This window comes from Streptomyces sp. NPDC093097 (genome assembly GCF_044754325.1).
Lineage (GTDB): Bacteria > Actinomycetota > Actinomycetes > Streptomycetales > Streptomycetaceae > Streptomyces.
In genome coordinates this window covers 57,743-79,500 of record NZ_JBIVOW010000005.1, presented here as the reverse complement: position 1 = coordinate 79,500, position 21,758 = coordinate 57,743, and the positions used below count along the sequence as shown (strand labels likewise).

The following is a 21,758-nucleotide window of genomic DNA, read 5'->3' as shown; positions in this document are numbered from 1 at the left end:
ACGACCACTCCCATAAACGGTGGCGGGCAAGATCACAGCAACCGTCCATGTCCATGCCGACGGCCAGGTAGACCGGGCGGGAGACCACGGACCCGGAGCGGATCTTCAATAGCTGATCGGCCAGACCGCATCCTGGGGCCGTGTCTGCCAAGCGTCGAGCTTGTCGGCGACGGTGTCGGTGACCTTGCTGATCAGGTCCGGCGAAACCTCGACGCCGTATCTGCCGGCCAGTTGAGAGCGGATGCCCTCACGCTCATACCGCGCGTGTACAGCGACAGGATCTGCTCGTTGAACCCGGCCAGCCGCCGGGCGTGCTTGGGCACCAGCCTCGGCTCGACTGAGCCCGTCCGGTCACGTGGCACGGCCAGTGTGACCGCCCCGGCATCGGTGAGAACCGTCTTCGGCGAGGTGCCGGTGCGGCTGTTGCCCGCCCCCGGCCTGCGGGATCGGGCTTCTCGTAGCCGAGGTGTTCGGCCATCTCCGCGTCCGGGGCCCGTTCTCAAACGGCCCGGGTGGCCTCCGTGAGCAGCCCGCCCTCGCCCAACGGGGCTGCCCCCGATGCGTCGGCGCGGTCCATCAACCGCTCGACGGCCTCGTCCACCTGCGTGCCGTTCAGTTGCTACGACAGTGTCTTGGTGACCACGGATGCCGCTTCGGCAATCAGCTTGTTGTCGTAGTCGGCGTCTTTGGCGCCTCGGTTGGACATGATCGCCATGACGATGGGGGCGGCGTTGGGGGGCCACACGACGGCGATGTCGTTTCGGACAGCGTAGACACCCCCTCCGCCGGTCTTGTCCCCGACCTTCCAACCCTTGGGCACTCCGGCCCTGATGAGTTCGTCTCCGGTGGTGTTGGTCCGCAGCCACTGCGTGAGCTGTTCGCGTTCGTCCTTGCCGAGGGCGTCCCCGAGAACGAATGTCCGCAGGTCTGCTGCCCACGCGCGGGGCGTGGTGGTGTCTTGTGTGGCACCGGGAGACCATTCGTTCAGTTCCGGCTCGCGGCGTTCCACCTTGGTGGTGGTGTCACCTGCCTGTGCGAGAGCGGCGGCCAGGCCCTTCGGCCCGCCCAGTGCGTCGAATAGGAGGTTGGCCGCAGCGTTGTCGCTGTAGCGGACGGCTGCGTCACACAGATCGCGCAGGGTCATTCCGGTATCGACATGCTTCTCGGTGACCGGAGAGTGGTCGACCAGATCGCTCCGGGTGTACTTGATCACCTTGTCCATGCCGCTCGATGAGTACTTGCGTAGGACGGCAGCGGCGGCGAACGCCTTGAAGGTAGAGGCGTACGCGAATCGCTCATCTGCGTTGAAGGCCACCTCCCGCCCATCGCCCGTGTTGACCGCATAGACCCCAAGCCTCGCGCCGTACTTGCGCTCCAGCTCCTTGAAATCGCCGGCGGACTGCTTTGCAGCGGGATTCGCCTGCGTTGTTGCGGCAGCCGGGACCGGTGACGCCTGGGTGCTGCCATGGCCGCATGCGGCAAGCGGAAGGGCGACGAGCACAGCGAGCGCTCCGAGAACGGCACGCCGGGCAAGAGTGGACTGCATGTTCGGACCTCCAGGTAAGCCCGTCGAAGAGTGCAGAGAAGAGAGACCGCTCGGGTACCGGATCATGATCTTTCTCCGCGATCCATACGGTCCAATACGCATACAGCCAGTTCCATGCCAGTCCCGCATAGAATGATCGGTATGGACCTGGTGGGAGCATCTCGGGCGTTTGTCAGCGTGACGGAGCGCGGCAGCTTCACCACAGGAGCGGCCGCAGCCAGGATGTCCCAGCCGGTGGCGAGCCGGCGCATCGCCGCCATGGAGGAGCTTTTCGGCGAGCGCCTGTTTGAGCGGACATCGCGCCGGGCCACCCTCAGCTCCTTCGGCCGGGACATGCTCCCGGCGGCGAGGCGGCTCGTGCAGGCAGCCGACGCGCTGCTGCACGAGGCGGAGACGGCCAAGCGCAAGCCATGGCAGCTCGCCGTCCCGGGCAACTGCTCCACGGGCTCTCTCGCCCGCCTGATCGCCGACGCTCGGGACCAGGCGGTGATCCTTGATCTTCATACCGGTACGCCGGCGCAGCGCATGGAGCTTCTTCGCGCGCAGCAGGTACGCGCGGCCCTGATCACGGCGCCCGCGGACGAAGCCACGTGGTCCGTTCCTCTCGGCCTCGCAGGCACCGCGGCAGCCGGCGCCAGGCGCGTCTATCTGGCGACTCTGCGGGCCGGGCGGGCCTGCCCGGATCCTGTCCGCAAGGTCTGGATCCAGCCGGAGGACGACGTGCCGCACATCCGAGATCCGCTCACACGGCTGCACGACGCACTGGGCCTGCGGCCGGTGCAGCTCGCCATCGCCGCCGACCTGACGAATGCCATAGCCGAAGTGCTCCGCACGTCCGACCTGCTGCTGTGTTCCGCCGCGCAGGCCGACGAGCTCGGCCTCGACTGGAGGCCCATCGGTGAGATCACACTCAGCCGTGGATACAGCCTCGCAGCCGCCATGGACGTCAATGCGCAGCATGTCCAAGAACGCCTGGGCAGCGCGATCAGCCGCTGCCTCGGCCCGGCTACCCGGACCACCACCCCTCACGCAGTGGCGGCAGTATGAGTACCGAAGCGCTGCTGCACGACATCCGCCAACAGCTTCTCGACGGCGGCTTGCACGGCTGCCTGCTGGTCCGCGACCTCTCCACCGGAGCCGAGCTGGGTATCGAGCCCGACGCCCAACTGCCCTCCGCCTCCTTGGTCAAGATTCCGCTCGCCCTGGCAACGGCGGAGCGCATCCAACGCGGAGAGCTCGACGGAGCAACGGCGATCGACGTCCAGCCCGGACGCATCACCACGCCGGGCCCCACCGGTCTGACCCGGTTCCGCCACCCTGCCCGGATCGCCATCGACGACCTGCTCTACCTCAGCACCAGCGTGAGCGACGGGACCGCCGCCGACGCACTCTTCGACCTCACCCCGCCTGCCCAGGTGGCCCAGATCCTGCATGAACTGGGCCTGGACGGCATCACCATCCGGCACGGCATGCGCGAACTCACCCAGACCCCGGCAGAGCACTTCACTCCCGATCAGGCGCGCCTCGCCCACACCCTCGCCATTGAAGCGGGCACCAGCGGCCGCGGCCACCATGTGCACCAGCTCGACACCACCCGAGCCAACACCGGCAGCGCACGCGCCTGGACCGCCCTGCTCCAAGCGCTGTGGACGCCATCGGCAATCCATCCCGAGGCCGCTGCACGGGTGCGGGGCCTTATGGCCCACAACCTGCTCCGCCACCGGCTTGCCCCAGACTTCAGCTCAGACGCCAGCGACTGGTCTTCCAAGACCGGCACCCTCCTCAACCTCCGGCATGAGATTGGAGTCGTCGAGCACTCCAACGGGCATGCCTTCGCCATCGCCGTGCTCACGGAATCGCTTGTTCCGGCCAGCATTCAGCCAGGCGCCGACATTCTCATGGCACAAGCCGCCCGCAGACTGCACGACCACCTCCGGCAACTCTGAACCTGAGCTGCCTGATCGGCAAACTGATGGCCTGGCCAGGCATCGTCATCCGGTACGGCAGGACCCGGACAGCGACTTCGCCGGATTCCACCTGCGCGCCTCGATGATCTGGCTCAAGGACCTTGCCCGAACCACCCGTTGATCACGACTGATACGCGTCCTGGTCGGGAGTATCACGAAAGCGGCCCTGTCTCACTTTCGGTGGTGACGGAGCGTGCTGCTATCCGAGGAGGATGCGGTGCCGAAGCCGGGTGAAGCCTGCTCGTCCGTGCATCTGGCGTGCGATCCGCTTGGTCTTGGTGTTGACACCCTCGGTGGGGCCGTTGCTGTACGGAAGCGTGAGCCCGGCGATCACGGCGTCGAGGTCCCGGTCCAGTTCCCGAGTGAAGGCATGTAGATGGGGCAGGTCGGCTGCTCGGACTTGGGCGATCCAGCGCGTGAGCGCGTCGGCGTTGTCGGCGTGCGACTGTAAGAAGCGGGGCGAAGTCCCGGATGCCGGTGGCCAGTTGGGTCATCTCGGGGCATGCGGCGGTGAGCTTGGCCAGGAGCTCGTGTTGCTCGACCTTGAGGTTGTCGGGCCTGGAACAGCAGCATCCGAGCGAGCCTGCGCGGGGAGATATGGCTGCGGTCGGCGTCCGCACGACCCTGGTTGATGTACTTGTGCAGGAGGTTCAGGCAGCCCGTGAAGCCGAGGGCTTTGATCTCTTCGAAGAGGTGCTTGACGGGGACGCCGGGATCCTCGGCTCGGCGTTTGCGCAGGTGCTCGCGATAGGGATCAACAAGGCTGGCACGGTACTTGGGGACGCGGAGCATGCGCTCGGGCCGATCGGCGCGGGCGTAGCGTTTGACAGTGTTCAGGGCCAGTTGGAGACGGCGAGCGCATTCGAGCAGGCCGACACCCTGATCGAGCAGGCCGTGGACCTGGTGCCGGCGTTCCAGCGTGGTCTGGGCGCGGGGCCCCTCATAGAGGGGCGCGTCCAGCACCGTGGCCCAGCAGGCGCTGTGCGCCTTGACCTCGCTCAGAGCGGCTTCGCACAGGTTGTGCCACACATGACACCGGTCCGCGACCTACACCGCGTCAGGCAGGGCACGCCGGCTCGCCACAGCATAGGTTGCCGAGCCGTCACGGCACACGATCTCGATGCCCGGATGCTCGCTCAGCCACGCCTGCAGGGTGTCGGCCGTGCGACCGGGCAGCACGTCGATCCGCTCGTGAGTCTCGGCGTCGATGATCACGGTGGCATAGCGATGCCGCCGGCGCAGAGCAAAATCGTCGACGCCGATCACGCGGGGCACCCGCCCGGCGGGCAACGGGATCCGCAGCAGGGCACGCAGGGCCGTGTGACGCGACAGGCTCACCGCCAATATCCCAGCAACCGTGTCCCCGCCCGGCCCGCTAACTCCTTGACCACTGCCTTGACTTGCCTGGTCAGGCGGGTCGTACGTCGCCGGTACCGGTCCAGGACGCCGGGCACCTGTTCACGGAAGGTGTGGCGGCAGCCGCGCGTGGGACACACCAGGCGCCGCACCCGCACGCGGACCACTACCCGTCGTCCATCGACCGGCACGTCCACGACTGTCCGCCAGTGATAGCCGTGTACGCGTTCCGACGGGGCCCCGCACACCGGGCAGACCGCAGTGTCCCGCGGAGTCCGTGCCCGCACCACGATCCGCTCACCTTCGTCGACCACATCCTCGACGACCAGCGGGGACAGGCCCGAAAACACAGTCTGCACGAGCTCGTTGAGATCCTTCACGCCAATGTCGACGACCCCTCATGACGCTCCGTCACCACCGAAAGTGAGACAGGGCCGCTCTCGTGATACTCCCGGGTCCGGCAGGGCAGTGTCGGTGATCCGGCCGAGCGTGGCTACGTCCACGTCGGTCAGGCAGCTCAGGAACGTCCGCCGGGGCGAGGGCGGTACGGGTATCAGCGAGGGAACTACCAGGACCGCGCAGCCCGCTGCGTCCGCGGAGGCAGCACCGTCCGGTGAGTCCTCGACAGCTACGCAGCGCGCGGTGATGATGCCCAGGCGGGCGGCGGCAGCCTCGTACGGGTCGGGGTGGGGCTTCGTCCGTGCCGTGTCGTCGGCGGAGAGCGTGAAGGCGAACGGCACCTGTGCCAGCGCGCCCGCGACGACGGTGTCGACCACGCTTCGCGGGGAAGCGCTGACCAGGGCAAAGGGGATGCCGTGTGTGGTGAGGGCGGCCAGCAGCCGGGCCGCACCCGGGCGCAGTGGCGCGCCTGCGCGCACTCGGCGGAGGAATGCCTCTTCCAGGGTGGCGGCGAGATCCTCGGCAAGGGCGGCTCCGGTGACGTCGGCCAGGTGGGCCGCGGTGTCCTGGACCGCCCGGCCGACCACGTGCGGTGTGTCGGCGGGGCCGAGTGTGTGGCCCAGGGCGGTGCCTACTGCTTCTGTCACCTCCCACCACAGGCGCTCGGTGTCGACCAGGGTGCCGTCCATGTCGAACAGCACGGCTTCCGGCAGCGTCATCGCCGGGCTCATGCGGTCTGCTTCGCCACGGCGAGGACCGGGCGCCGGTGCAGCCCGACCCGGGCCGTGGTACCGGGGGTGAGGCCGGTCGCGTCGTGCGAGGGCAGGTCGGCTTTGACGGAGCCGATGCCGGGGAGGTCGAGGTGGAGGCGGGTGACGGAGCCGAGGAAGTCGACGGAGACGACGGTGGCGTTGCCGCCCTCGTCAAAGGTCGCGGTGACGTTTTCCGGTCGGACGAGGATGTCCACTTCCCGTCCGCAACCGGGCGGCTGGCCGTCGACGGGCACCGTCACGCCGAGCGCGTGGGCCTGGCCATGGTCGGCCAAAAGGCCCGGCAGCCGGTTCATGGTTCCGACGAACTCGGCCGCGAAGGCGGTCGCTGGGCGCTGGTAGAGCTCCGCTGGGGCGGCGATCTGTTCGAGTTTGCCGGCGTTGAGTACGGCGACCCGGTCGGCCATGGAGAGGGCTTCCTCCTGGTCGTGGGTGACGAAGACGGTGGTGATGCCGAGCGAGCGCTGAAGGCGCCGGATCTCTTCGCGCAGGCTGAGCCGTACCTTGGCGTCGAGCGCGGAGAGGGGTTCGTCGAGCAGTAGGACGCGCGGCCGCAGTGCGAGGGCGCGGGCGAGGGCGACCCGCTGCTGCTGTCCGCCCGACATCTGGTGCGGGTAGCGGTCGCCATGCTGTGGCAGGCCGACCAGGTCGAGGAGTTCGGCGGCGCGCTCGCGGCGTTCGGCGGTGGGGGCCCTGCGGATGGTGAGGCCGAAGGCGACGTTGTCGCGGGCGGTGAGGTGGGGGAAGAGGCTGTAGGACTGGAAAACCATGCCGGCGTCGCGGCGGTGGGCGGGCACCTGGGTGATGTCCCGGCCGTCGATGAGGACGTCACCGGCGTCGGGGTGCTCGAAGCCGGCGAGGACGCGCAGTGCGGTGGTTTTGCCACAGCCGGACGGGCCGAGGAGGGCGAGGAGTTCGCCGGGGTCGACGGTGAGGTCGAGACCGTCGAGGGCGACGGTGGGGCCGAAGGCGCGGCGCAGGCCACGGAATTCGACGCGGGCGCCGGCGGCGGAGCCGCCCGTGGGTCGGTCGGGGGCGGTTGCGGTCATGGTGAGGGCTTCTCCTTGGTGGAGCGGGTACCGGTGCGGGAGAGGACCAGCAGCAGCAGCCAGGTGATCAGGAGGCTGAGGAGGGAGACGGCCACGGACATCCGTGCCTGCGATCCGGAGACGCTCACGATCCACACGGCGAAGGGTTCGAAGCCGAGCAGCGCGGCGACGGTGTATTCGCCGAGCACCAGGGCGAGGGTGAGGAAGGTGGCGCTGGCGAGGGCGGCGCGCAGGTTGGGGAGGATGACGCGGACGACGATGCCGGGCCAGCGAGCACCGCAGTTCTGGGCGGCCTCTACAAGGACGGGCAGGTCGACGGCGCGCAGGCCCGTGTCCAGTGAGCGGTGGACGAAGGGCAGGGCGAGGACGGTGTACGTGAGGACGAGTACGAGGGGGAAGTCCTCGTACTGCACGGCCAGGAAGGTCTGGTACAGCGGGGTGGCGGCCAGGTACTCGGGTCCCCAGTTGAGGACGGTGGTCAGTCCGGCGGTCAGGGCGATGGGCGGCAGCACCAGGGGAAGCATGCACAGCGCTTCCACGACCGGGCGCAGCCGGGGGGCGCCGAGGCGTACGGCGATCAGCGCCGGGACGGCGAGCAGGAGCACCAGGGTGATGGTGGCGGCGGCCAGGCCCAGGGAGAGGAGGAGGCTGCGGGTGAAGCCGTCGGCGGTGAGGATCCCGGTGTACGCCTCGAAGGAGATGCCCTGTCCCGGCGCGTGCACGGTGAAGACGAAGGACGACGCCAGAGGCAGCAGGAAGTACAGCCCGGCCAGGACCAGCACCAGTTTGCGCCCGGTGCCGCGGCGGCGATCGCGCGGGCGGGTGACGGGCGGTGCCGGTGCCGGGGCGGCGAGTGGGGCCGCGGGGTGGTGGTCGGTCAGCGCAGCCATCGGGCACTCCGTCGTTTCAGGGGCAGGTAGAGCGCCATCACCACGGCGGCGATCACGATCATGTCGAGGCTGAGCGCGAGCGCGACGTTTTCCTGGCCTGCCAGTACGTTGCCTGCCAGCGCGTCCGCGATCTTCAAGGTCACCAGCGGCACGGAGCCGCCCACGAGGGCCGCTGCGGTGGCGTGTGCGGCGAAGGCGCTTCCGAAGAGCAGGACGAAGCCGCCGAGCGCGGAGGGCATGAGCACGGGCAGTCCGACGTGGCGCCAGAACTGCCAGGTGGTGGCGCCCGCGTTCTGCGCGGCCTCCCTCCACTGCGGCCGCAGCCCGTCCAGCGCCGGGGTGATCACCAGCACCATGAGGGGGCTGAGGAAGTAGAGGTAGACGGCGGTCAGGCCGGTGACCGAGTAGAGGTTCCAGCCGAGGCCGTCGAGGTGGAGCACTTGCGTGAGCACGCCGGAGATGCCGAGCGTGGCGATGAACGCGAACGCCAGCGGCACGCCGCCGAAATTGGCCAGGACGCCGGAGGCGGTCAGGACGGCGTTGCGCAGCCGTGGCATTCCTGAGGTGACGATGGCCTGGGCGACGACGCATCCGACGGCGGAGCCGAGTACCGCGGTGATCAGGGAGAGCTTGACGCTGCCGGCGAGGGAGGTCAGGTAGGTGCCCTGTAGGGAGCGTTGGAGGTGCTCGCTGGTGAGGGCCGTGGTGCCGGTGGCCGGGTCGGTGCCGGTCAGGGCCCCGTGGGCGAGGGCGATCAGCGGCAGCCCACAGCACAGACCGGCGAAGACCAGCAGCGGGAGTACCGCGAGCCAGTGGCGGGGGCGGTGCCGTCGGCGGTGGACGGCCGCGGCGGGTCCCGCGTGGGAAGGGGTGAGGGCGGTCATCGGGAGACGGCCTTGTCCCAGTTGTCGGCGAGGGTCTTCTGGGCCTTGCCGAGCGCGTCCTCGCCGGGGAACTTCGGCGCGTCCTTGACCTCGGGGAGTTTGGCGGCGGACTGCTTGTCGACCGTGCCGTCAGCGGTCATCCGGGGCAGCAGCACGGGTCGGGAGTAGCCCTTCAGCCACAGGTTCTGGCCTTCCTCGCTGTAGAGGAATTCCATCCACAGGCGGGCGGCGGCCGGATGGGGGGCCTGCTTGTTGATGGCCTGGGAGTAGTACTGGGCGTAGACGCCGTCCTTCGGCACGGTCACCTTCCAGTCCACCCCCTTGTCGCGGAACTGGTCGGCGTAGCCGGCGTTCAGGTAGTCCCAGTCGATACTGATCGGCGTCTCGCCCTTTTCGACGGTGGCCGGGGTGGACTCGACGGGGAGGAAGTTGCCGTTCTTCTTGAGCTTCCCGAAGAAGTCGATGCCAGGCTGGATGTCGTCGAACGACCCCCCGCCGGCCAGGGCCGCGGCGAAGACACCGCCGAAGGCAGAGCCGGACTTGGTCGGGTTTCCGTTCAGCGCGACCTTGCCCTTGTACTCGGGCTTGAGCAGGTCCGCGAAGGTCTGGGGGCAGTTCTTGATGCGCTTGGCGTCGCAGCCGATGGAGACGTAGCCGCCGTAGTCGTTGTACCAGTTGCCGTTCGGGTCCTTCTGCGCGTCCGGGATCTTGTCCCAGGCCGTGACCTTGTACGGCGCGAAGAGACCTTCCTGGCCGCCGCTGCGAGCGAAGGAGATGCCCAGGTCGAGGACGTCGGGGGCGCGTTCTTGGCCCTTGCGGGACTTGACCGCGGCGATTTCGTCGGCGCTGGCCGCGTCGGGATTCTCGCTGTTGACCTTGATCCCGTACTTCTCCTCGAACGTCTTGATGATCTCCCCGTAGTTGGCCCAGTCCGGGGGCAGCGCGATGACGTTGAGCTTCCCTTCCTGCTTGGCGGCCTGGACGAGGCCGTTCATGCCGCCGAAGTCGGCCACCGAGGCGGCCGAGCCCGCCTTCGTCGTGCCCTTGCCGTCGGCCACCTCGGTCGTGGCGGCGCCGCACGCGGCGGTCAGTGTCGCCAGTGCACCAGCGGCGACGAGCGCGACGGCGCCACGGCCTGCGGGTATGCGCATGTGTCTGTCTCCTAGGGGAGGACTTGTCGGGATTTGGTGGCTCAATCCCGCCAGACAGTCCTACGCAGGGGTGAACTGCTCACGTCCCCAAGATGGCCAATCCCAGGATTTCTTCAAATCTGTCAAAAGAATTACCCCCGATTCGGCCTGCGGAGATGAGGAAGCCGCCCGACTGTCACCAGCAATTCACCTTCCGTCGTGAGCGTGGAGTCGTGATCGACCCCCGCCTCGCACGAGCCCGCGCCGTGCCCCTCGCCATCGCCCACCGCGGCTCCTCCCACGACCTGCCCGAACACACCCTCCCTGCCTACGAGCAGGCCATCGCCGACGGCGCCGACGCGCTGGAGTGCGACGTCCGCCTCACCGCGGACGGACACCTCGTCTGCCTCCACGACCGGCGCGTCGACCGCACCTCCGACGGCAGCGGAACCGTCTCCCGGATGACCCTTGCCCAGCTCTCCGAACTCGACTTCGGCTCCTGGAAAGGCACCGGCCCCCAACGGCTGCTCCCCCTGGAACAGCTCCTCGACCTGGCCACCGCCGCCCCGCGCCCGGTGGGCCTGGCCATCGAGACCAAGCACCCCACCCGCCACAGCGGCCGCGTCGAGACCGAGCTCGTCCGCCTCCTCCACCGCTTCGGCCTCACCGCTCCCCGCTCAACGGCCACGCCGCGGATGCAGCTGATGAGCTTCTCCCGCACAGCGGTGCGCCGACTGCACCGGCTCGCCCCGACTCTGCCCACCGTCCACCTGGTGGAACACCCCGTACTGCTGCCGGGCCTACCGCTCCCCGCACCGGCCGGTGCCCGGATCATCGGCATCGACCTCCAGCTGATCCGCGCCCGGCCCGACCACATCGCACGGCTGCACACGGCCGGCTTCGCCGTCCATGTCTGGACGGTCGACGAACCACAGGACATCGAGCTCTGCCTGCGCCTGGGCGTCGACGCGATCATCACCAACCGGCCCGCCCTGGTACGCGCCAAACTCTGACAACCACGGCGCGCAGGTGGACATCGAGACCAGACGTGGCGAGCGATGTCTCGATCGAGCGCGGCCTGGTTGACCAGGCAGGGAATGCTGTCGGGGGCGCCGTTGCCCTACGGGGACACGATCCTGTCGGAGACGCCCAGCTGTTCATCACCGAGGTCACCGGTCGGCCCGTGGTCCACCGCCGTCTGTCCTACGAGCAGATGCGCGATCGCCTCACGACGCAGGTGCCGACGGAGTTCGCCGCAATGCTGGCCGGCATGGACCGTGCCATCGCCGAAGGCACGGAGGACCGCATCACCGACACCGTCCAGCGCCTCACCGGTCGGCCCCCGCGCACCTTCCGGGCCCTCCTTGAGAGGGAGATGTGATGCAGCAGCTGATGTTCCAGGACGACCAGCAGTTCTGGTTCGAGACCCTGCGTAATCTCGGCTTGGCCGTCTACGAGGGCTCGGACGTCGGTGAAGTCGTCGCAACCGCCTCCCAGGTCACCTCCGGCGACTACGACGGCTGGCACGACGCCTGGCTGTCCACCGCCAAGTGTCTGGAGGCCGAAGCTCGCGCAAGCCACCCCGTCAGCGCCTGCTGCGGGCTTCCACCTACTACCGGGCGGCAGAGTTCTTCCTGCACGCGGCGCCGTCGGCGGACAGGAACGCGGCTACCACGTCCTGACCTTCGACGGCCCCGGGCAGCCCGCGGCCATCCACCGGAAAGGGCTGGTATTTCGACCGGACTGGGAGAACGTGGTCGGCCCCGTCCTGGACTTCCTCACCCAGCACCCGGGCGTCGACCCCGCCCGCGTCGCGCTTCTTCCACCCCTTGTTCATGCCGCCCCAGAACCCGGTCTCCTGCCTCGCGGCCGCTCCGAGGGCCGGACACGCTCACGGCCCGGGGCGAGGCAGACCCGGAGTTCGAGGTGAACCGAAGCGGCCGTAAGGCTCGCGTAGGTCGGCCACCAAGCCCTCTACGGCGGCTTGTTCGCGTACGCGGCTCAGGTAGTCGGCGATGGCGTCTCTGTTCCGGGTCAGGCACGTGATCCGTCGGCTCAGTTGTTCGTGTTCGTGCTCCAGGGTGTCGATCATCTCGGGGGTCACGTCGGGGAAGTAGATGGTCCGCGGCTTGTCGAGGCAGGGGAGGATCTGCCGGATGATCTGGGTGGGCAGTCCGGCGTCGAGCAGTCCGCGGATCTGCAGTACGCGGTCCACGTGTCCTTCGTGGTATTCGCGGTAGCCGTTGGCGGAGCGTTCGGGGGTGATCAGCTGCTGCTCCTCGTAGTAGCGCAACAGGCGTCGGGTGGTGTCTGTACGGTCTGCCAGCTCTCCGATGCGCATGTGATCGAACCTACTGCGTCAGGTGTGTGCCTCCGTTTGACCTTCACATTGATGTGACTGTTTGAGACTCGGCACTGCTCGTCGGCAGCGGCACGAAGCCGCTGTCCACCTGTTCGTGAGGAGGACCGTTGTGGTCTCGATAGAGGTTTCCGATTTCTACAAGGAGTGGGCGACCCGCAGTGGTGACGTCATCGACGCGGCTGCGGGGGAGAGGGCCGGCTCCCTTGAGAACGCTCGGCTCGCCTACCGGAAGTTCTTCCAGGACAGCTTTCCCGCGCCGGACGGGGTGGCGTTCCAGGCGGTGGACGCCGGCGGCGTCCCCGCCGAGCGCGTGACCACGGCAGGTGCGATCGAGGGCCGGTATGTGGTCTACCTCCATGGGGGCGCGTACATCGTGGGCGACCCGCAGGGATACCGCGGACTGGTCGGCCACTTCGCCCGGCGCCTGCGTGCGCATGCACTGGTGCCGGACTACCGGCTGGCGCCCGACGCGCTCTTCCCGGCCGCAGTCGACGACGCGGTGACTGCCTACCGCTGGTTGCTGGGGCAGGGCGCGGAGCCGGAGAACGTGGTCCTCGCCGGTGACTCGGCCGGTGGCGCGCTGGCGGTCAGCACTCTGGTCGCGGCCCGCGATCAGGGCCTTCCGATGCCGGCGGCCTCGATCGCCATCTCGCCCTGGGCCAACCTGGAACACACCGGGGCCACGATGTTCTCTCTCGACGGTGTCGACCCGTCCGTCGGCCGGGAGGGGTTGCGTCGCGCCGCGGGAATCGTCCTGGGTCGGGCTCCGGCGAACAGTCCGCTGGCCTCCCCGGTTTTCGCCGACACCCGCGGTCTGCCACCGGTACTGATCCAGATCGGAGGGCACGAGGTGATGCTCAGCGACGCCCTCCGGCTCGCCGCCAAGCTGGCGGAGGACTCCGTGCCCACGCGCCTGGACGTCGCCCCGGAGATGGGGCATGTCTGGCATCTCCTCGTCGGTCATCTCCCCGCTGCGGACAAGGCGGTGGCCGACGCCGTCGCCTTTGCGCTGGAGCACCTGTCTGGGGAGTGAGGACGCCTGGCGGCGGGCCCGTGCCCGCCGCTCCACCGCGGCCGCCGGGCAACTTCCCGCGACGTATCCACCACGGCTCCTTGGTCCCATGGCCGTTGCGCGCTGTGGATTCTGGCGGGTCGTCAATGGCCCTGGCTCAGCGGCTGCGGTGCCTCGGTGGCCGTGGCGCTGCCGCGCCGCCGGCGGCGGGCCGACGGAACCAGGATCCGGTGGACGATGAAATATTCCGCGATGAGCACGTTGCCCAGGAGGGCCGCCCAGCCACTCGTGGTGTAGATGTCCCTGAACGAGAGTGACGGGATGGCCTTCGACAGCTCCGTGCCGACGAGCAGGTAGAGGCGCAGTGTCACGGCGGCAAAGGTGAGTGCGTAGTTGCGGATCATCCAGATCCGGTGCGACTGCACGTCACGGCGCCGGATCGTTCGATAGGCCTGAGCGGCCGTGTACAACCACGCCATCACGAGGATGTAGAACGCGACTTGCAGTGGGGGGCCGCTCGGCGTCACTGTCGCGGCGTAAAGGGCCGCGATCGAGGCGGCCACGACCGAGATCAGGTACACCCGGCCGGCTACCCGGTGCACCCGGGGATAACGGGTTCGCAGTCGCGGTACGAACTGCAGTGGCCCGATGACCAACGTCAGTCCGGCCGGCGCTGCATGGATCACCAGACTCGCGTAATACCCCACGATGCTCCGGTCGATCGGCGCGAACGAGGAGCCGGTCAGGTACGGCGGCACGAAGACAGCTGTGATGCCGATCGCCGACACCGCCATGAGGCCCCACAAGGACCACCACCAACGACGGCGAACGGTCCGTGACTTGACTGCATCGGACATGCGAGGAACTCCAATACTGGTACGGGGAAGGAGGATCAGGACATCGCCGGTCCGCTGTCGACGGCGGACTGGCGCCTGTGCCCGAGGTGGTCAGGTCCTCGGAGGTGGAACCGGAGTCGCCGACGGCGGGGTGCCGGGGGACACCGGAAAATGGCGTGGCAGCGTTGGGAATGCCTCTCGGCGTGTGCCAGGAAGAGTCGGCGGGTCGACGTGCGGCTGTCGTCGGGATCGTCGACGGCCATCGCGGCGGAACGGAGCCGGCGGGCCGAGTCGGTGGGCTGAATCGGCGAAGTCCGGCCAGGCGATGGCGAGCACGTCGACTGACTGGCCGAGGAGGCGTGGAGAGATCGTCAGGTGCCTCGTTGCCGGCCCTGGGGGCGGCGGCACGGTACATCGGGGGCGGCTCGTCGCGGCCGCGTGGTGGCTACGGCCGCTGCTCCTACGGGACGATGACGACTTTGCCTGCGACGGTGCGCGATTCGGCCAGTGCGAGTGCTGCGGCGGTGTCGGCCAGCGGGAATTCCGCGGCGACCTGTGGCGTGAGCACACCGTCGGCCAGTAGCGCCAGCACCTGAGTGAGGTCCTCGCGCAGTCGAGCCCGGAAGGCGTCCAGACGTTTCTTGCCTGCCCAGAAGTTGTAGAAGTGTGCAGCCTTGCCGTTGGGCAGGTAGTTCCACAACGCCAGCCACGCGAACAGCTTCAGCACGGGTAGCTGCGAGTTGCCGCTCTCGTCCTTCGTGGCGGCGGTGCCGTATGACACCAGCGTTCCGCCGTGTCGAAGGAGCCGCCACGACTGCTTCAGTCCGGCACCGCCGACGTGGTCGAACACCGCGTCCACGCCGCGCGGCGCGAGCTCCTGGATCCGCTGGTACATGTCCGGGTCGCGGTAGTCGACCGGGATCGCGCCCAGCTCACGCACTGTTTCGTGGTGTCGCGTCGACGCCGTGCCGATCACTGTGATCCCCGCGTGCCGGGCCAGCTGTACGAGCGTCGACCCGACTCCACCGTTGGCGCCGAGCACCACGATCGTCGCGCCTTCGGGCACCTTGGCGGTCCGGTGCAGCATCTGCCAGGCCGTGATCCCGTTGACCACAACGGTCTCTGCGGCGGCCGCAGTCACGCCATCCGGCACCGCCACCAGGTCCGCCGCGTCGAGCAGCAGAAAGCTGGCCCAGGCGCCGGTCTTGGTGACCGCGGCAAACCGGCGCCCGATCATCGTGGCGTCCACACCGGGGCCGACGGCGGTCACCGTGCCGACCACGTCGTACCCAGGCACGAAGGGGAAGGGCGGCTGGTCGTAGTACTTGCCACGACGCATCTGCTGCTCGGCGAAGGACACGCCGGTGGCGTCCATCCTCAACAGGACCTGGCCCGTGGCGGGTGGCGGGATGGTGCGGGTGCGGACCTGCAGGCCGCTTGGTTCGACATTGCCGGGCAGGACGACCTCGGTGGAACGGGTGGCAACGGTGCCGTTCATGACGTTCTCCGTATCGGATCACTTGTGGATGCAGCCGTAAAGTTACAGCCGTAATCTTAGATTTCACAAGGGCTGGAGCCCGTAAGGTTTCATGTGTAATCTCAAGCCATGAGCGACAAGCAGCCCGCGACACCCACCCGCACCCGCAACCCCCGCGGGGAAGGCTCCCGCCTGCGCGACGAGATCGTGGCCGCAGCGGTCGAACTGCTCGACGAGACCGGCAATGAAGCTGCCATCACGCTGCGATCCGTCGCCCGCCGTATCGGGATCGCCGCGCCCTCGATCTACCGCCACTTCCCCGACCAGCCGGCCATCATGCTGGCCGTGGTGGAGCAGGCGTTCGGTCAACTGGAGGCGCAACTGCGCGCTGCCGTGGGCGCGGCCGACGGCGGCCCCCGAGAGCGACTGTTCGCCCTCTGCCACGCCTATCTGCGGTTCGCCCAGGACCACCCTGAGCGATACCGCACCATGTTCGGCGGCCTCTGGATGCCTGCCCTGCGCAACACCACCGTGACGGTGGAAGACGTGGCGACCGTCGGCGAGGCACCCCTGCAACTGCTCACCGAGACACTGAGCGACTGCGTCGCCGTCGGCCAGGCCACCAGCACCGACCTCTACGCGGACAGCGTCGCACTATGGCTGGGCCTGCACGGACTGGCACATCAACGGGCAGTGACGGTCGCCTTCCCGTGGCCACCGGACATCGCCGACCGCATCATCACCACGCTGGCGCACCTCAACACCGAGTGAACTGCACTCCGCGAGAAGGGGATAGGCGCCGCAAGATTCTCCACCACAACGCTGCAGCACGGCCGCGCCACCTTGCGGCGCGTCGCCGTCTCGGCCCGGCTCACGTGATGGGTTGCCGGGAGACGGCCTGTACACAGTGCGCTCGGCGGGACCGCACAGCCGTTGCGGAATCGAGGTCGGGATGAAGGTGGAGGCCGCGGTGAAGTGCCCTGACATGTCGCGCGGTTCGCGTCTGACCGCGCACAGCGCTGTCTCGACATCTCTGGCTTTGCGCAGCGATCGCGCGCTGCGCGAGCTCGTGGACGCGGCCGTGCCGATCGGATCCGGCATCGGCGGGAAGTCGGCTCTGCTGGAGGTCGCCGGCACTCCGGTCTTCGTGAAGCGGGTGCCCCTCACCGATCTGGAGAGGCGACCTGAGCACGTCCGGTCCACGGCGAATCTGTTCGATCTGCCCGTCTTCTGCCAGTACGGTGTCGGCGCCATCGGCGGGCCGGGCTTCGGGGCCTGGAGGGAACTCGCCGTGCACACCATGACGACGAACTGGGTGCTCGCGGCGGAATACGAGGGCTTTCCCCTGATGTATCACTGGCGGGTGCTGCCGGACTCGACTCCCCTGCCCGAAGAACTCGCCGACATCGAACGGGCCGTCGCCTACTGGGGCGGCGGATCACAGGTGCGCCGCCGGATCCAGGCTCTCCGACAGTCCTCGGCGAGCGTCGCGCTGTTCCTGGAGTACATCCCGCAGAACCTGCACCAGTGGCTGGGCACCCAGATCGAAGCAGGAGCCCCAACCGCCAACCGAGCCTGCACCATGGTGGAAAGGGAACTGGCGGCCGGCACCTCCTTCATGAACAACCGCGGGCTCCTGCACTTCGACGCGCACTTCGAGAACATCCTGACCGACGGCCAACGCCTCTACTTCGCGGACTACGGCCTCGCCCTCTCCTCCGGGTTCGACCTGTCACGGGACGAGGCCGAATTCTTCGACCAACACCAGACCTACGACCGCTGTTACATCGCCACATATCTGGTGAACTGGCTGGTCGCTGCTCTGCACGGATACCAGAAGGAGGAGTGGGAGGGCCGCTACGCACTGGTGCGCGCCTACGCAGAGGGCAAGCGCCCCACGGGAATCCCAGAAGAGGCCGCGGCGATCATCGCCCGGCACGCGCCGATCGCCGCAGTGATCTCCGACTTCAACCGCAAGTTCCGGCGCCAGAGCAGGCAGACCCCGTACCCACTTGAGGAGATCCGCCAACTCGGCGGTACGTACAGCTCCTTCATTCGCTGACGGCCGAGTTGTCGTTCACCCCGGCCATGCGGTGGCCCCTCGCCGCTGCGCTCCCACCCCTCAGGCAGGAGGCGGAAATCATGCCTGGCGGTTGACGTGGATGGCGAAGACGCCGAGGGCTTCTTTCTCGGGCGGGTAGATGGCGCGGCAGGCGGCCAGCAGCCCATCGCGGGTCATGCCCGGTTCGCCGATGGCGGTGTTGTCCTCGGCGTCGAGCATCTCCTCGAAGGACTTGTACTCGTGCAGGGCGGTGATGCGGGTGGTCAGGGTGTCGTCGCCGGAGGTGAACCGCAGGGTGTCCCCGGCGGCCATCTTGCGGATCTTGCCATAGCCGACGCGGACTTCGATGGTCTTGGTGCCGGTGGCGATCAGGTCGAAGTAGGGCTTGCGGATGTTGAGTGCGTGCTCGGCTGGCGGCTTGGTGGTCATCGCGGTGTCCTTCATGCTCTGGTCGAGATGGGGCGCAGGGCTGGTCGGGCGGCAGCGTCGGCGGCGGCCAGCCGTTCGCGCAGCCCCTCGACGGCCGTCTGGCGGGGATAGCGGCGGTTCAGGAACGAGGTGAGGTCGCCGGCCCGGTGGCGGACGGAGTCGACGACGCGGGCGGAGTCCAGGGCCTGGTGGCCCAGCGCAACGGTGTCGTCGGGGGCGCCGCTTGCAGCCGCGCCGTTTGCGGCCGTCGCGGGGGTCGGACCCTCGCGGGACTGGCTGTTGAGCACGCTCGATCAGACGCCCGAACCGGGCCCGCGGGTGCGTCTTGAGGACGTCACCGCGGTGAAGAACATGTTCTCGACCTTTCAGCGCATGGACATCTTCCAGGGCGGAGGGTCGGGCCGGCTGGTGCTGGCCGACTACCTGAACCAACACGTCTACCCGTTGCTTCGTCGCGCCCACGACGACCACGTTCGGTACGCACTGTGCGAGGCCGCAGCGGAGCAGACCTACCTCCTGGGCTGGATGGCCTACGACAACGGCGAACAGAGCGTTGCGCAGCGGTACTTGATCCAGTCTCTACGCCTCGCCGAGGAGTCGCGGAACGCCGCCCTCGGTGCCCACGTCCTGGCGGGCATGGCTGATCAAGCGACGCTGCTCGGCAATCCGGCCGAGGGCCGACGGCTGGCACAGGCCGGCCGTCAAGGGTTGATGAAAACCACGTCACCGGCGTGCCTGGCCGACCTGTGGTGCCTCGAAGCGCGTGCGCTGGCGCTGCTGGGGGAGAAGGCGGCCGCTGCGCACGCTGTCGCTCAGTCCGAGAAGGCGTACGAGCGGGTCGAAGGTCTCGACGACGAACCGGATTGGGCGGAGTTCATCGATCCGGCGTACCTGCATGGGGAGCACGCGAACACCTTCCGCGACCTGGGCGACGCCGAGGCGGCCGAGGAGCACGCCCGCCGGTCCATCGAACACGCGGCTGTGCAAAAGCGGGCGCGGCGCGGCGCGATGTCGCATGCCGCGCTTGCCGTGTCTCATCTGCAACGGCGTGATCTTGAGGCGGCGCACGCTGCGGGTGTGCGGACGATCAAGCTGTCGGCACAGGTGAAGTCGTCCCGGGCCGTCGAGGCGGTGCAAGACCTTCAGCGGCGTATGCAGCCGTTCGGCCGGCACCGGCTTGTTGCGGATCTCAACGAACGCGCCCGCGAGCTGGTCGCCGCTGCGTAGGTGGCGAAGCGCACGAACGCCTCCTTACGGTCACGCACCGCCGTGAGGAGGCGTTTGTCTTGCGGGGCGGCGAGCCGCCCTCGGCCTCAGCGTACGCGCGACGTCCCCCGGGCTCTTGGCCGTTGGCACAAACCGGCAGGTCGATGCTTGGACGCGTGGACAACTCCCGGGCTCCGGGCGATTTTTAGAGTGGCGTTGTCCCGGGGCGAGAGGAAACGGCCGGGAGGAGACGAGGGCGGGCGCGCGCCGTGAGCGGCTCGCCCGTGGAGAACGGAGATATGGTGCGACGGAAGATAAGTGCGGTGGTGGCCTTGGCGTTCACAGCCTCTCTGGTGACCATTCCTGCTGCGTCGGCAGGGACACCGCGGTGCGACACCCAGCGCATCCAGGCGGCGGTGAAGGACCTGGCGAGCGTCGGCGCCTCGGGGATCAGCGTGACGGTGAAGAGCCCGCGTTGCGGGGTCTGGAGCGGCGGTGCCGGCCTCGCCGACATCAGGACGGGCCGCAAGGTCGTGGGCAATGAGCACAGTCGTATCGCCAGCAACACCAAGACCTGGACGGCCACGGTCGTGCTGCAGCTCGTCGGCGAAGGCAGGATCGGGCTCGACGACACCGTCGACCAGTACCTGCCCGGTCTGATCCGCACCGAGCACTACGACGGGCGCAAGATTACGGTCCGTCAGCTTCTGCAGCACACCAGCGGCCTGCCCGACTACATGGACGCGCCGTTCTGGTCCGACCTGGAGGCGCACCGCTGGGATCACATCGAGCCCCTATTGACGGTCGAGCAGACGCTGACGCTGCCCCCGCCCGACAGGACGCCGTCCGGCTTCGCCTATTCCAACACCAACTACAACCTGGCCGGCCTGATCGTCGCGAAGGTCACGGGCCGCAGCATCGGTGCCGAGATCGAGCAGCGGATCATCAAGCCGCTCGGACTGCGCGATACCTACTGGCCCGGCGACCGGACCACGCTTCCCGAGCCCGACCTGCGAGGCTACGTGGAGCAGGGCGGGAAGCTGGTGGACAAGACGGCATGGAACGTCTCCGCGTCCGACGCGTCGGGGGCGTTGGTCACCACCGGTGCCGACACGACCGCCTTCTGGACCGCGCTGTGGACCGGGAAGCTGCTGGCTCCGGCTCAGCTGGCCGAGATGAAGCGCACCGTTCCCGAAGAGGAGGGCGGGGGCTACGGCCTGGGCGTCGAGCGCTACGAGCACACCCCGGGCTTCGTCACCTGGGGACACAGCGGATACATGGAGACCGGCCACAAGGTCCGCAACGCCGTGACCGATGACGGCCAACGGGCCGTCACCCTGCTGATCGGTTCGGAGCAGTTCGACTCGGCGAAGGTGGACACCATCGTCGACGACCTCATCCGCGACCTCCGCTGAGGGAGACCTCCAGCCTGTTCTCAGCCTGTGGCGGAGCCTCGGTGACACCGGTAGGTTCTCCGCGGTGACCTTGAGGGAGACGCAGGGCCTGGTGTCGATGACCGACGCGGCGCGGTTGCGGTGGAGGGCGTTGGGGGACACGACGCGGCAGCCGCCCGTGGTCATGCTCCATGGCGGGCCGGGTCTGCCGGACTATCTGGGCGATGTCGCCGTCATGGTCGCGGACCTCGCGCCCGTGTACCGGTACGACCAGCGTGGCACGGGCCGATCCCCATGGCGGGGCCGCCATTCCCTCGCCCGGCATGTCGACGATCTCGCCGAGCTGCTCGACGCGTGGGGCGTGCCCAGAGCCGTGCTGATCGGGCACTCCTACGGCACCGACCTGGCGGGTCGGTTCTGCCTGGCGCACTCCGACCGCGTTGCGGCGTTGCTGCTGATGTGCGGGCCGTTCGTCGGTGACTGGCGTACCGGGTACCGAGCGGAGCGCGACCGGCGGATGTCCGTTGCGCGGCGGGAACGGCTCCGCGAGTTGGAGGAGTTGCCGCGCCGCACGGAGGAGCAGGAGGTCGAGTTGCTCACGCTGGCCTGGTTCACCGACCATGCCGATCCCGAACGCGGGTGGCACTGGGCCGCGCAGGGTGCCCGGCGGCGTCGCCCCGTCAACTGGGCCATGAACGGTGAACTGGGCAGGCAAGGACGGGCGGACCCGCTCGATGGGCATCTTGCCGAGCTGCGCGCGTGCCTGCCCGCGCGAGCAGAGCTCCTCGGTGGGGCCGACGATCCCCGCCCTGTGGCGACGCTGGAATCACTCGCGCTCCGGCTCGCTCTTCCGCTGACGCGGATCGAGGACGCCGGGCACGAGCCCTGGTTGGAGCAGCCCGACGCCGTACGTGCGCACCTTCGGCGGTTCGTGCAAGGCGCGGTGGGGGCGTAGGGATGGGGCTGGCCTGTGGGCCGGCCCCATCCCT

22 protein-coding genes and 3 pseudogenes are annotated in these 21,758 nt (G+C 68.6%); 10 read left to right on the top strand and 15 right to left on the bottom strand.

All coding sequences use genetic code 11. The features are described 5' to 3' along the window. Positions 1 to 105 precede the first annotated feature (105 nt). From ACIQE0_RS10400 to bla, 3 genes are all read right to left on the bottom strand, one after another. The gene (locus ACIQE0_RS10400; RefSeq protein ID WP_402331047.1) at positions 106 to 192 is read right to left on the bottom strand and encodes a hypothetical protein; all 87 of its coding nucleotides are present in this window, start codon (positions 190 to 192) and stop codon (positions 106 to 108) included. After that, positions 192 to 503 (bottom strand): transposase, encoded by a 312-nt coding sequence (locus ACIQE0_RS10395; protein WP_402330474.1) that lies wholly within the window; start codon positions 501 to 503, stop codon positions 192 to 194. Before ACIQE0_RS10395 ends, ACIQE0_RS10400 begins: the two co-directional genes overlap by 1 nt. A 116-nt stretch (positions 504 to 619) precedes the next feature. Then, positions 620 to 1,546 carry a class A beta-lactamase gene (gene bla / locus ACIQE0_RS10390; RefSeq protein WP_402330472.1) on the bottom strand — a complete coding sequence of 309 codons (927 nt, stop codon included), beginning with the start codon at positions 1,544 to 1,546 and terminating at the stop codon, positions 620 to 622. Positions 1,547 to 1,687: 141 nt separating this feature from the next. On the opposite strand from bla, the gene ACIQE0_RS10385 reads away from it, so the two are divergent. Both ACIQE0_RS10385 and ACIQE0_RS10380 read left to right on the top strand, forming a co-directional pair. Beyond that, entirely contained in the window at positions 1,688 to 2,593 is a 906-nt protein-coding gene (locus ACIQE0_RS10385; RefSeq protein WP_402330469.1) for a LysR family transcriptional regulator, read from the top strand. Further along, positions 2,590 to 3,492 carry a serine hydrolase gene (locus ACIQE0_RS10380; RefSeq protein ID WP_384097367.1) on the top strand — a complete coding sequence of 301 codons (903 nt, stop codon included), beginning with the start codon at positions 2,590 to 2,592 and terminating at the stop codon, positions 3,490 to 3,492. The genes ACIQE0_RS10385 and ACIQE0_RS10380 overlap by 4 nt, the downstream gene beginning before the upstream one ends. Positions 3,493 to 3,712: 220 nt before the next feature. Here the strand turns inward: ACIQE0_RS10380 and ACIQE0_RS10375 are convergent. The 6 genes and pseudogenes from ACIQE0_RS10375 to ACIQE0_RS10350 all read right to left on the bottom strand — a co-directional run bounded on the left by ACIQE0_RS10375 (position 3,713) and on the right by ACIQE0_RS10350 (position 10,012). Continuing rightward, a pseudogene (locus ACIQE0_RS10375) lies at positions 3,713 to 5,255 on the bottom strand (ISL3 family transposase). Between the two features lie 12 nt (positions 5,256 to 5,267). Next, positions 5,268 to 5,999: an HAD family hydrolase gene (locus ACIQE0_RS10370; RefSeq protein ID WP_402330466.1), complete on the bottom strand. Its 732-nt coding sequence runs from the start codon at positions 5,997 to 5,999 to the stop codon at positions 5,268 to 5,270. Further along, positions 5,996 to 7,087, bottom strand: coding sequence for an ABC transporter ATP-binding protein (locus ACIQE0_RS10365; RefSeq protein ID WP_402330463.1), 1,092 nt, complete (start codon positions 7,085 to 7,087; stop codon positions 5,996 to 5,998). Before ACIQE0_RS10365 ends, ACIQE0_RS10370 begins: the two co-directional genes overlap by 4 nt. Beyond that, a complete protein-coding gene (locus ACIQE0_RS10360) occupies positions 7,084 to 7,977 on the bottom strand; it encodes an ABC transporter permease subunit (protein ID WP_366331050.1) in 894 nt (297 codons plus the stop codon). Before ACIQE0_RS10360 ends, ACIQE0_RS10365 begins: the two co-directional genes overlap by 4 nt. Further along, entirely contained in the window at positions 7,965 to 8,861 is an 897-nt protein-coding gene (locus ACIQE0_RS10355) for an ABC transporter permease (protein WP_402330459.1), read from the bottom strand. Before ACIQE0_RS10355 ends, ACIQE0_RS10360 begins: the two co-directional genes overlap by 13 nt. Further along, a complete protein-coding gene (locus ACIQE0_RS10350) occupies positions 8,858 to 10,012 on the bottom strand; it encodes an ABC transporter substrate-binding protein (RefSeq protein WP_402330458.1) in 1,155 nt (384 codons plus the stop codon). Before ACIQE0_RS10350 ends, ACIQE0_RS10355 begins: the two co-directional genes overlap by 4 nt. 212 nt (positions 10,013 to 10,224) lie before the next feature. Here ACIQE0_RS10350 and ACIQE0_RS10345 point away from each other — a divergent pair, with 212 nt between their 5' ends. Then, on the top strand, positions 10,225 to 11,004 hold the full coding sequence (locus ACIQE0_RS10345; RefSeq protein ID WP_402330455.1) for a glycerophosphodiester phosphodiesterase family protein: 780 nt from the start codon (positions 10,225 to 10,227) through the stop codon (positions 11,002 to 11,004). 140 nt (positions 11,005 to 11,144) lie between these two features. Beyond that, a pseudogene (locus ACIQE0_RS10340) lies at positions 11,145 to 11,372 on the top strand (ergot alkaloid biosynthesis protein); the annotation flags it as partial. Between the two features lie 231 nt (positions 11,373 to 11,603). Here ACIQE0_RS10340 and ACIQE0_RS10335 read toward each other — a convergent pair. Beyond that, a complete protein-coding gene (locus tag ACIQE0_RS10335; protein WP_402330453.1) occupies positions 11,604 to 11,828 on the bottom strand; it encodes a hypothetical protein in 225 nt (74 codons plus the stop codon). Between the two features lie 54 nt (positions 11,829 to 11,882). Beyond that, on the bottom strand, positions 11,883 to 12,332 hold the full coding sequence (locus ACIQE0_RS10330) for a MerR family transcriptional regulator (protein ID WP_402330450.1): 450 nt from the start codon (positions 12,330 to 12,332) through the stop codon (positions 11,883 to 11,885). 130 nt (positions 12,333 to 12,462) lie between these two features. On the opposite strand from ACIQE0_RS10330, the gene ACIQE0_RS10325 reads away from it, so the two are divergent. Further along, on the top strand, positions 12,463 to 13,386 hold the full coding sequence (locus ACIQE0_RS10325; protein WP_402330448.1) for an alpha/beta hydrolase: 924 nt from the start codon (positions 12,463 to 12,465) through the stop codon (positions 13,384 to 13,386). A gap of 122 nt (positions 13,387 to 13,508) precedes the next feature. On the opposite strand, the gene ACIQE0_RS10320 is transcribed toward ACIQE0_RS10325, so the two are convergent. Next, on the bottom strand, positions 13,509 to 14,222 hold the full coding sequence (locus ACIQE0_RS10320) for a DUF2306 domain-containing protein (protein WP_402330446.1): 714 nt from the start codon (positions 14,220 to 14,222) through the stop codon (positions 13,509 to 13,511). Between the two features lie 439 nt (positions 14,223 to 14,661). Continuing rightward, entirely contained in the window at positions 14,662 to 15,699 is a 1,038-nt protein-coding gene (locus ACIQE0_RS10315) for a medium chain dehydrogenase/reductase family protein (RefSeq protein WP_402330444.1), read from the bottom strand. A 108-nt stretch (positions 15,700 to 15,807) separates the two neighbouring features. Here ACIQE0_RS10315 and ACIQE0_RS10310 point away from each other — a divergent pair, with 108 nt between their 5' ends. Both ACIQE0_RS10310 and ACIQE0_RS10305 read left to right on the top strand, forming a co-directional pair. Further along, the gene (locus ACIQE0_RS10310; protein ID WP_402330442.1) at positions 15,808 to 16,449 is read left to right on the top strand and encodes a TetR/AcrR family transcriptional regulator; all 642 of its coding nucleotides are present in this window, start codon (positions 15,808 to 15,810) and stop codon (positions 16,447 to 16,449) included. 214 nt (positions 16,450 to 16,663) lie between these two features. Then, positions 16,664 to 17,740 carry a protein kinase family protein gene (locus tag ACIQE0_RS10305; RefSeq protein WP_402331045.1) on the top strand — a complete coding sequence of 359 codons (1,077 nt, stop codon included), beginning with the start codon at positions 16,664 to 16,666 and terminating at the stop codon, positions 17,738 to 17,740. 78 nt (positions 17,741 to 17,818) lie between these two features. Here the strand turns inward: ACIQE0_RS10305 and ACIQE0_RS10300 are convergent, their stop codons facing one another. After that, entirely contained in the window at positions 17,819 to 18,169 is a 351-nt protein-coding gene (locus ACIQE0_RS10300) for an ASCH domain-containing protein (protein WP_402330440.1), read from the bottom strand. 11 nt (positions 18,170 to 18,180) lie between these two features. Continuing rightward, positions 18,181 to 18,456 carry a hypothetical protein gene (locus ACIQE0_RS10295; RefSeq protein WP_402331080.1) on the bottom strand — a complete coding sequence of 92 codons (276 nt, stop codon included), beginning with the start codon at positions 18,454 to 18,456 and terminating at the stop codon, positions 18,181 to 18,183. On the opposite strand from ACIQE0_RS10295, the pseudogene ACIQE0_RS10290 reads away from it, so the two are divergent. The 3 genes and pseudogenes from ACIQE0_RS10290 to ACIQE0_RS10280 all read left to right on the top strand — a co-directional run. Further along, a pseudogene (locus tag ACIQE0_RS10290) lies at positions 18,392 to 19,396 on the top strand (transcriptional regulator); the annotation flags it as partial. The gene ACIQE0_RS10295 and the pseudogene ACIQE0_RS10290 sit on opposite strands and share 65 nt — an antisense overlap. 248 nt (positions 19,397 to 19,644) lie before the next feature. Beyond that, positions 19,645 to 20,790, top strand: a complete 1,146-nt coding sequence (locus tag ACIQE0_RS10285) for a serine hydrolase domain-containing protein (protein WP_402330438.1) — start codon at positions 19,645 to 19,647, stop codon at positions 20,788 to 20,790. A gap of 64 nt (positions 20,791 to 20,854) precedes the next feature. Continuing rightward, on the top strand, positions 20,855 to 21,724 hold the full coding sequence (locus tag ACIQE0_RS10280) for an alpha/beta fold hydrolase (protein WP_402330435.1): 870 nt from the start codon (positions 20,855 to 20,857) through the stop codon (positions 21,722 to 21,724). Positions 21,725 to 21,758 lie beyond the last annotated feature (34 nt).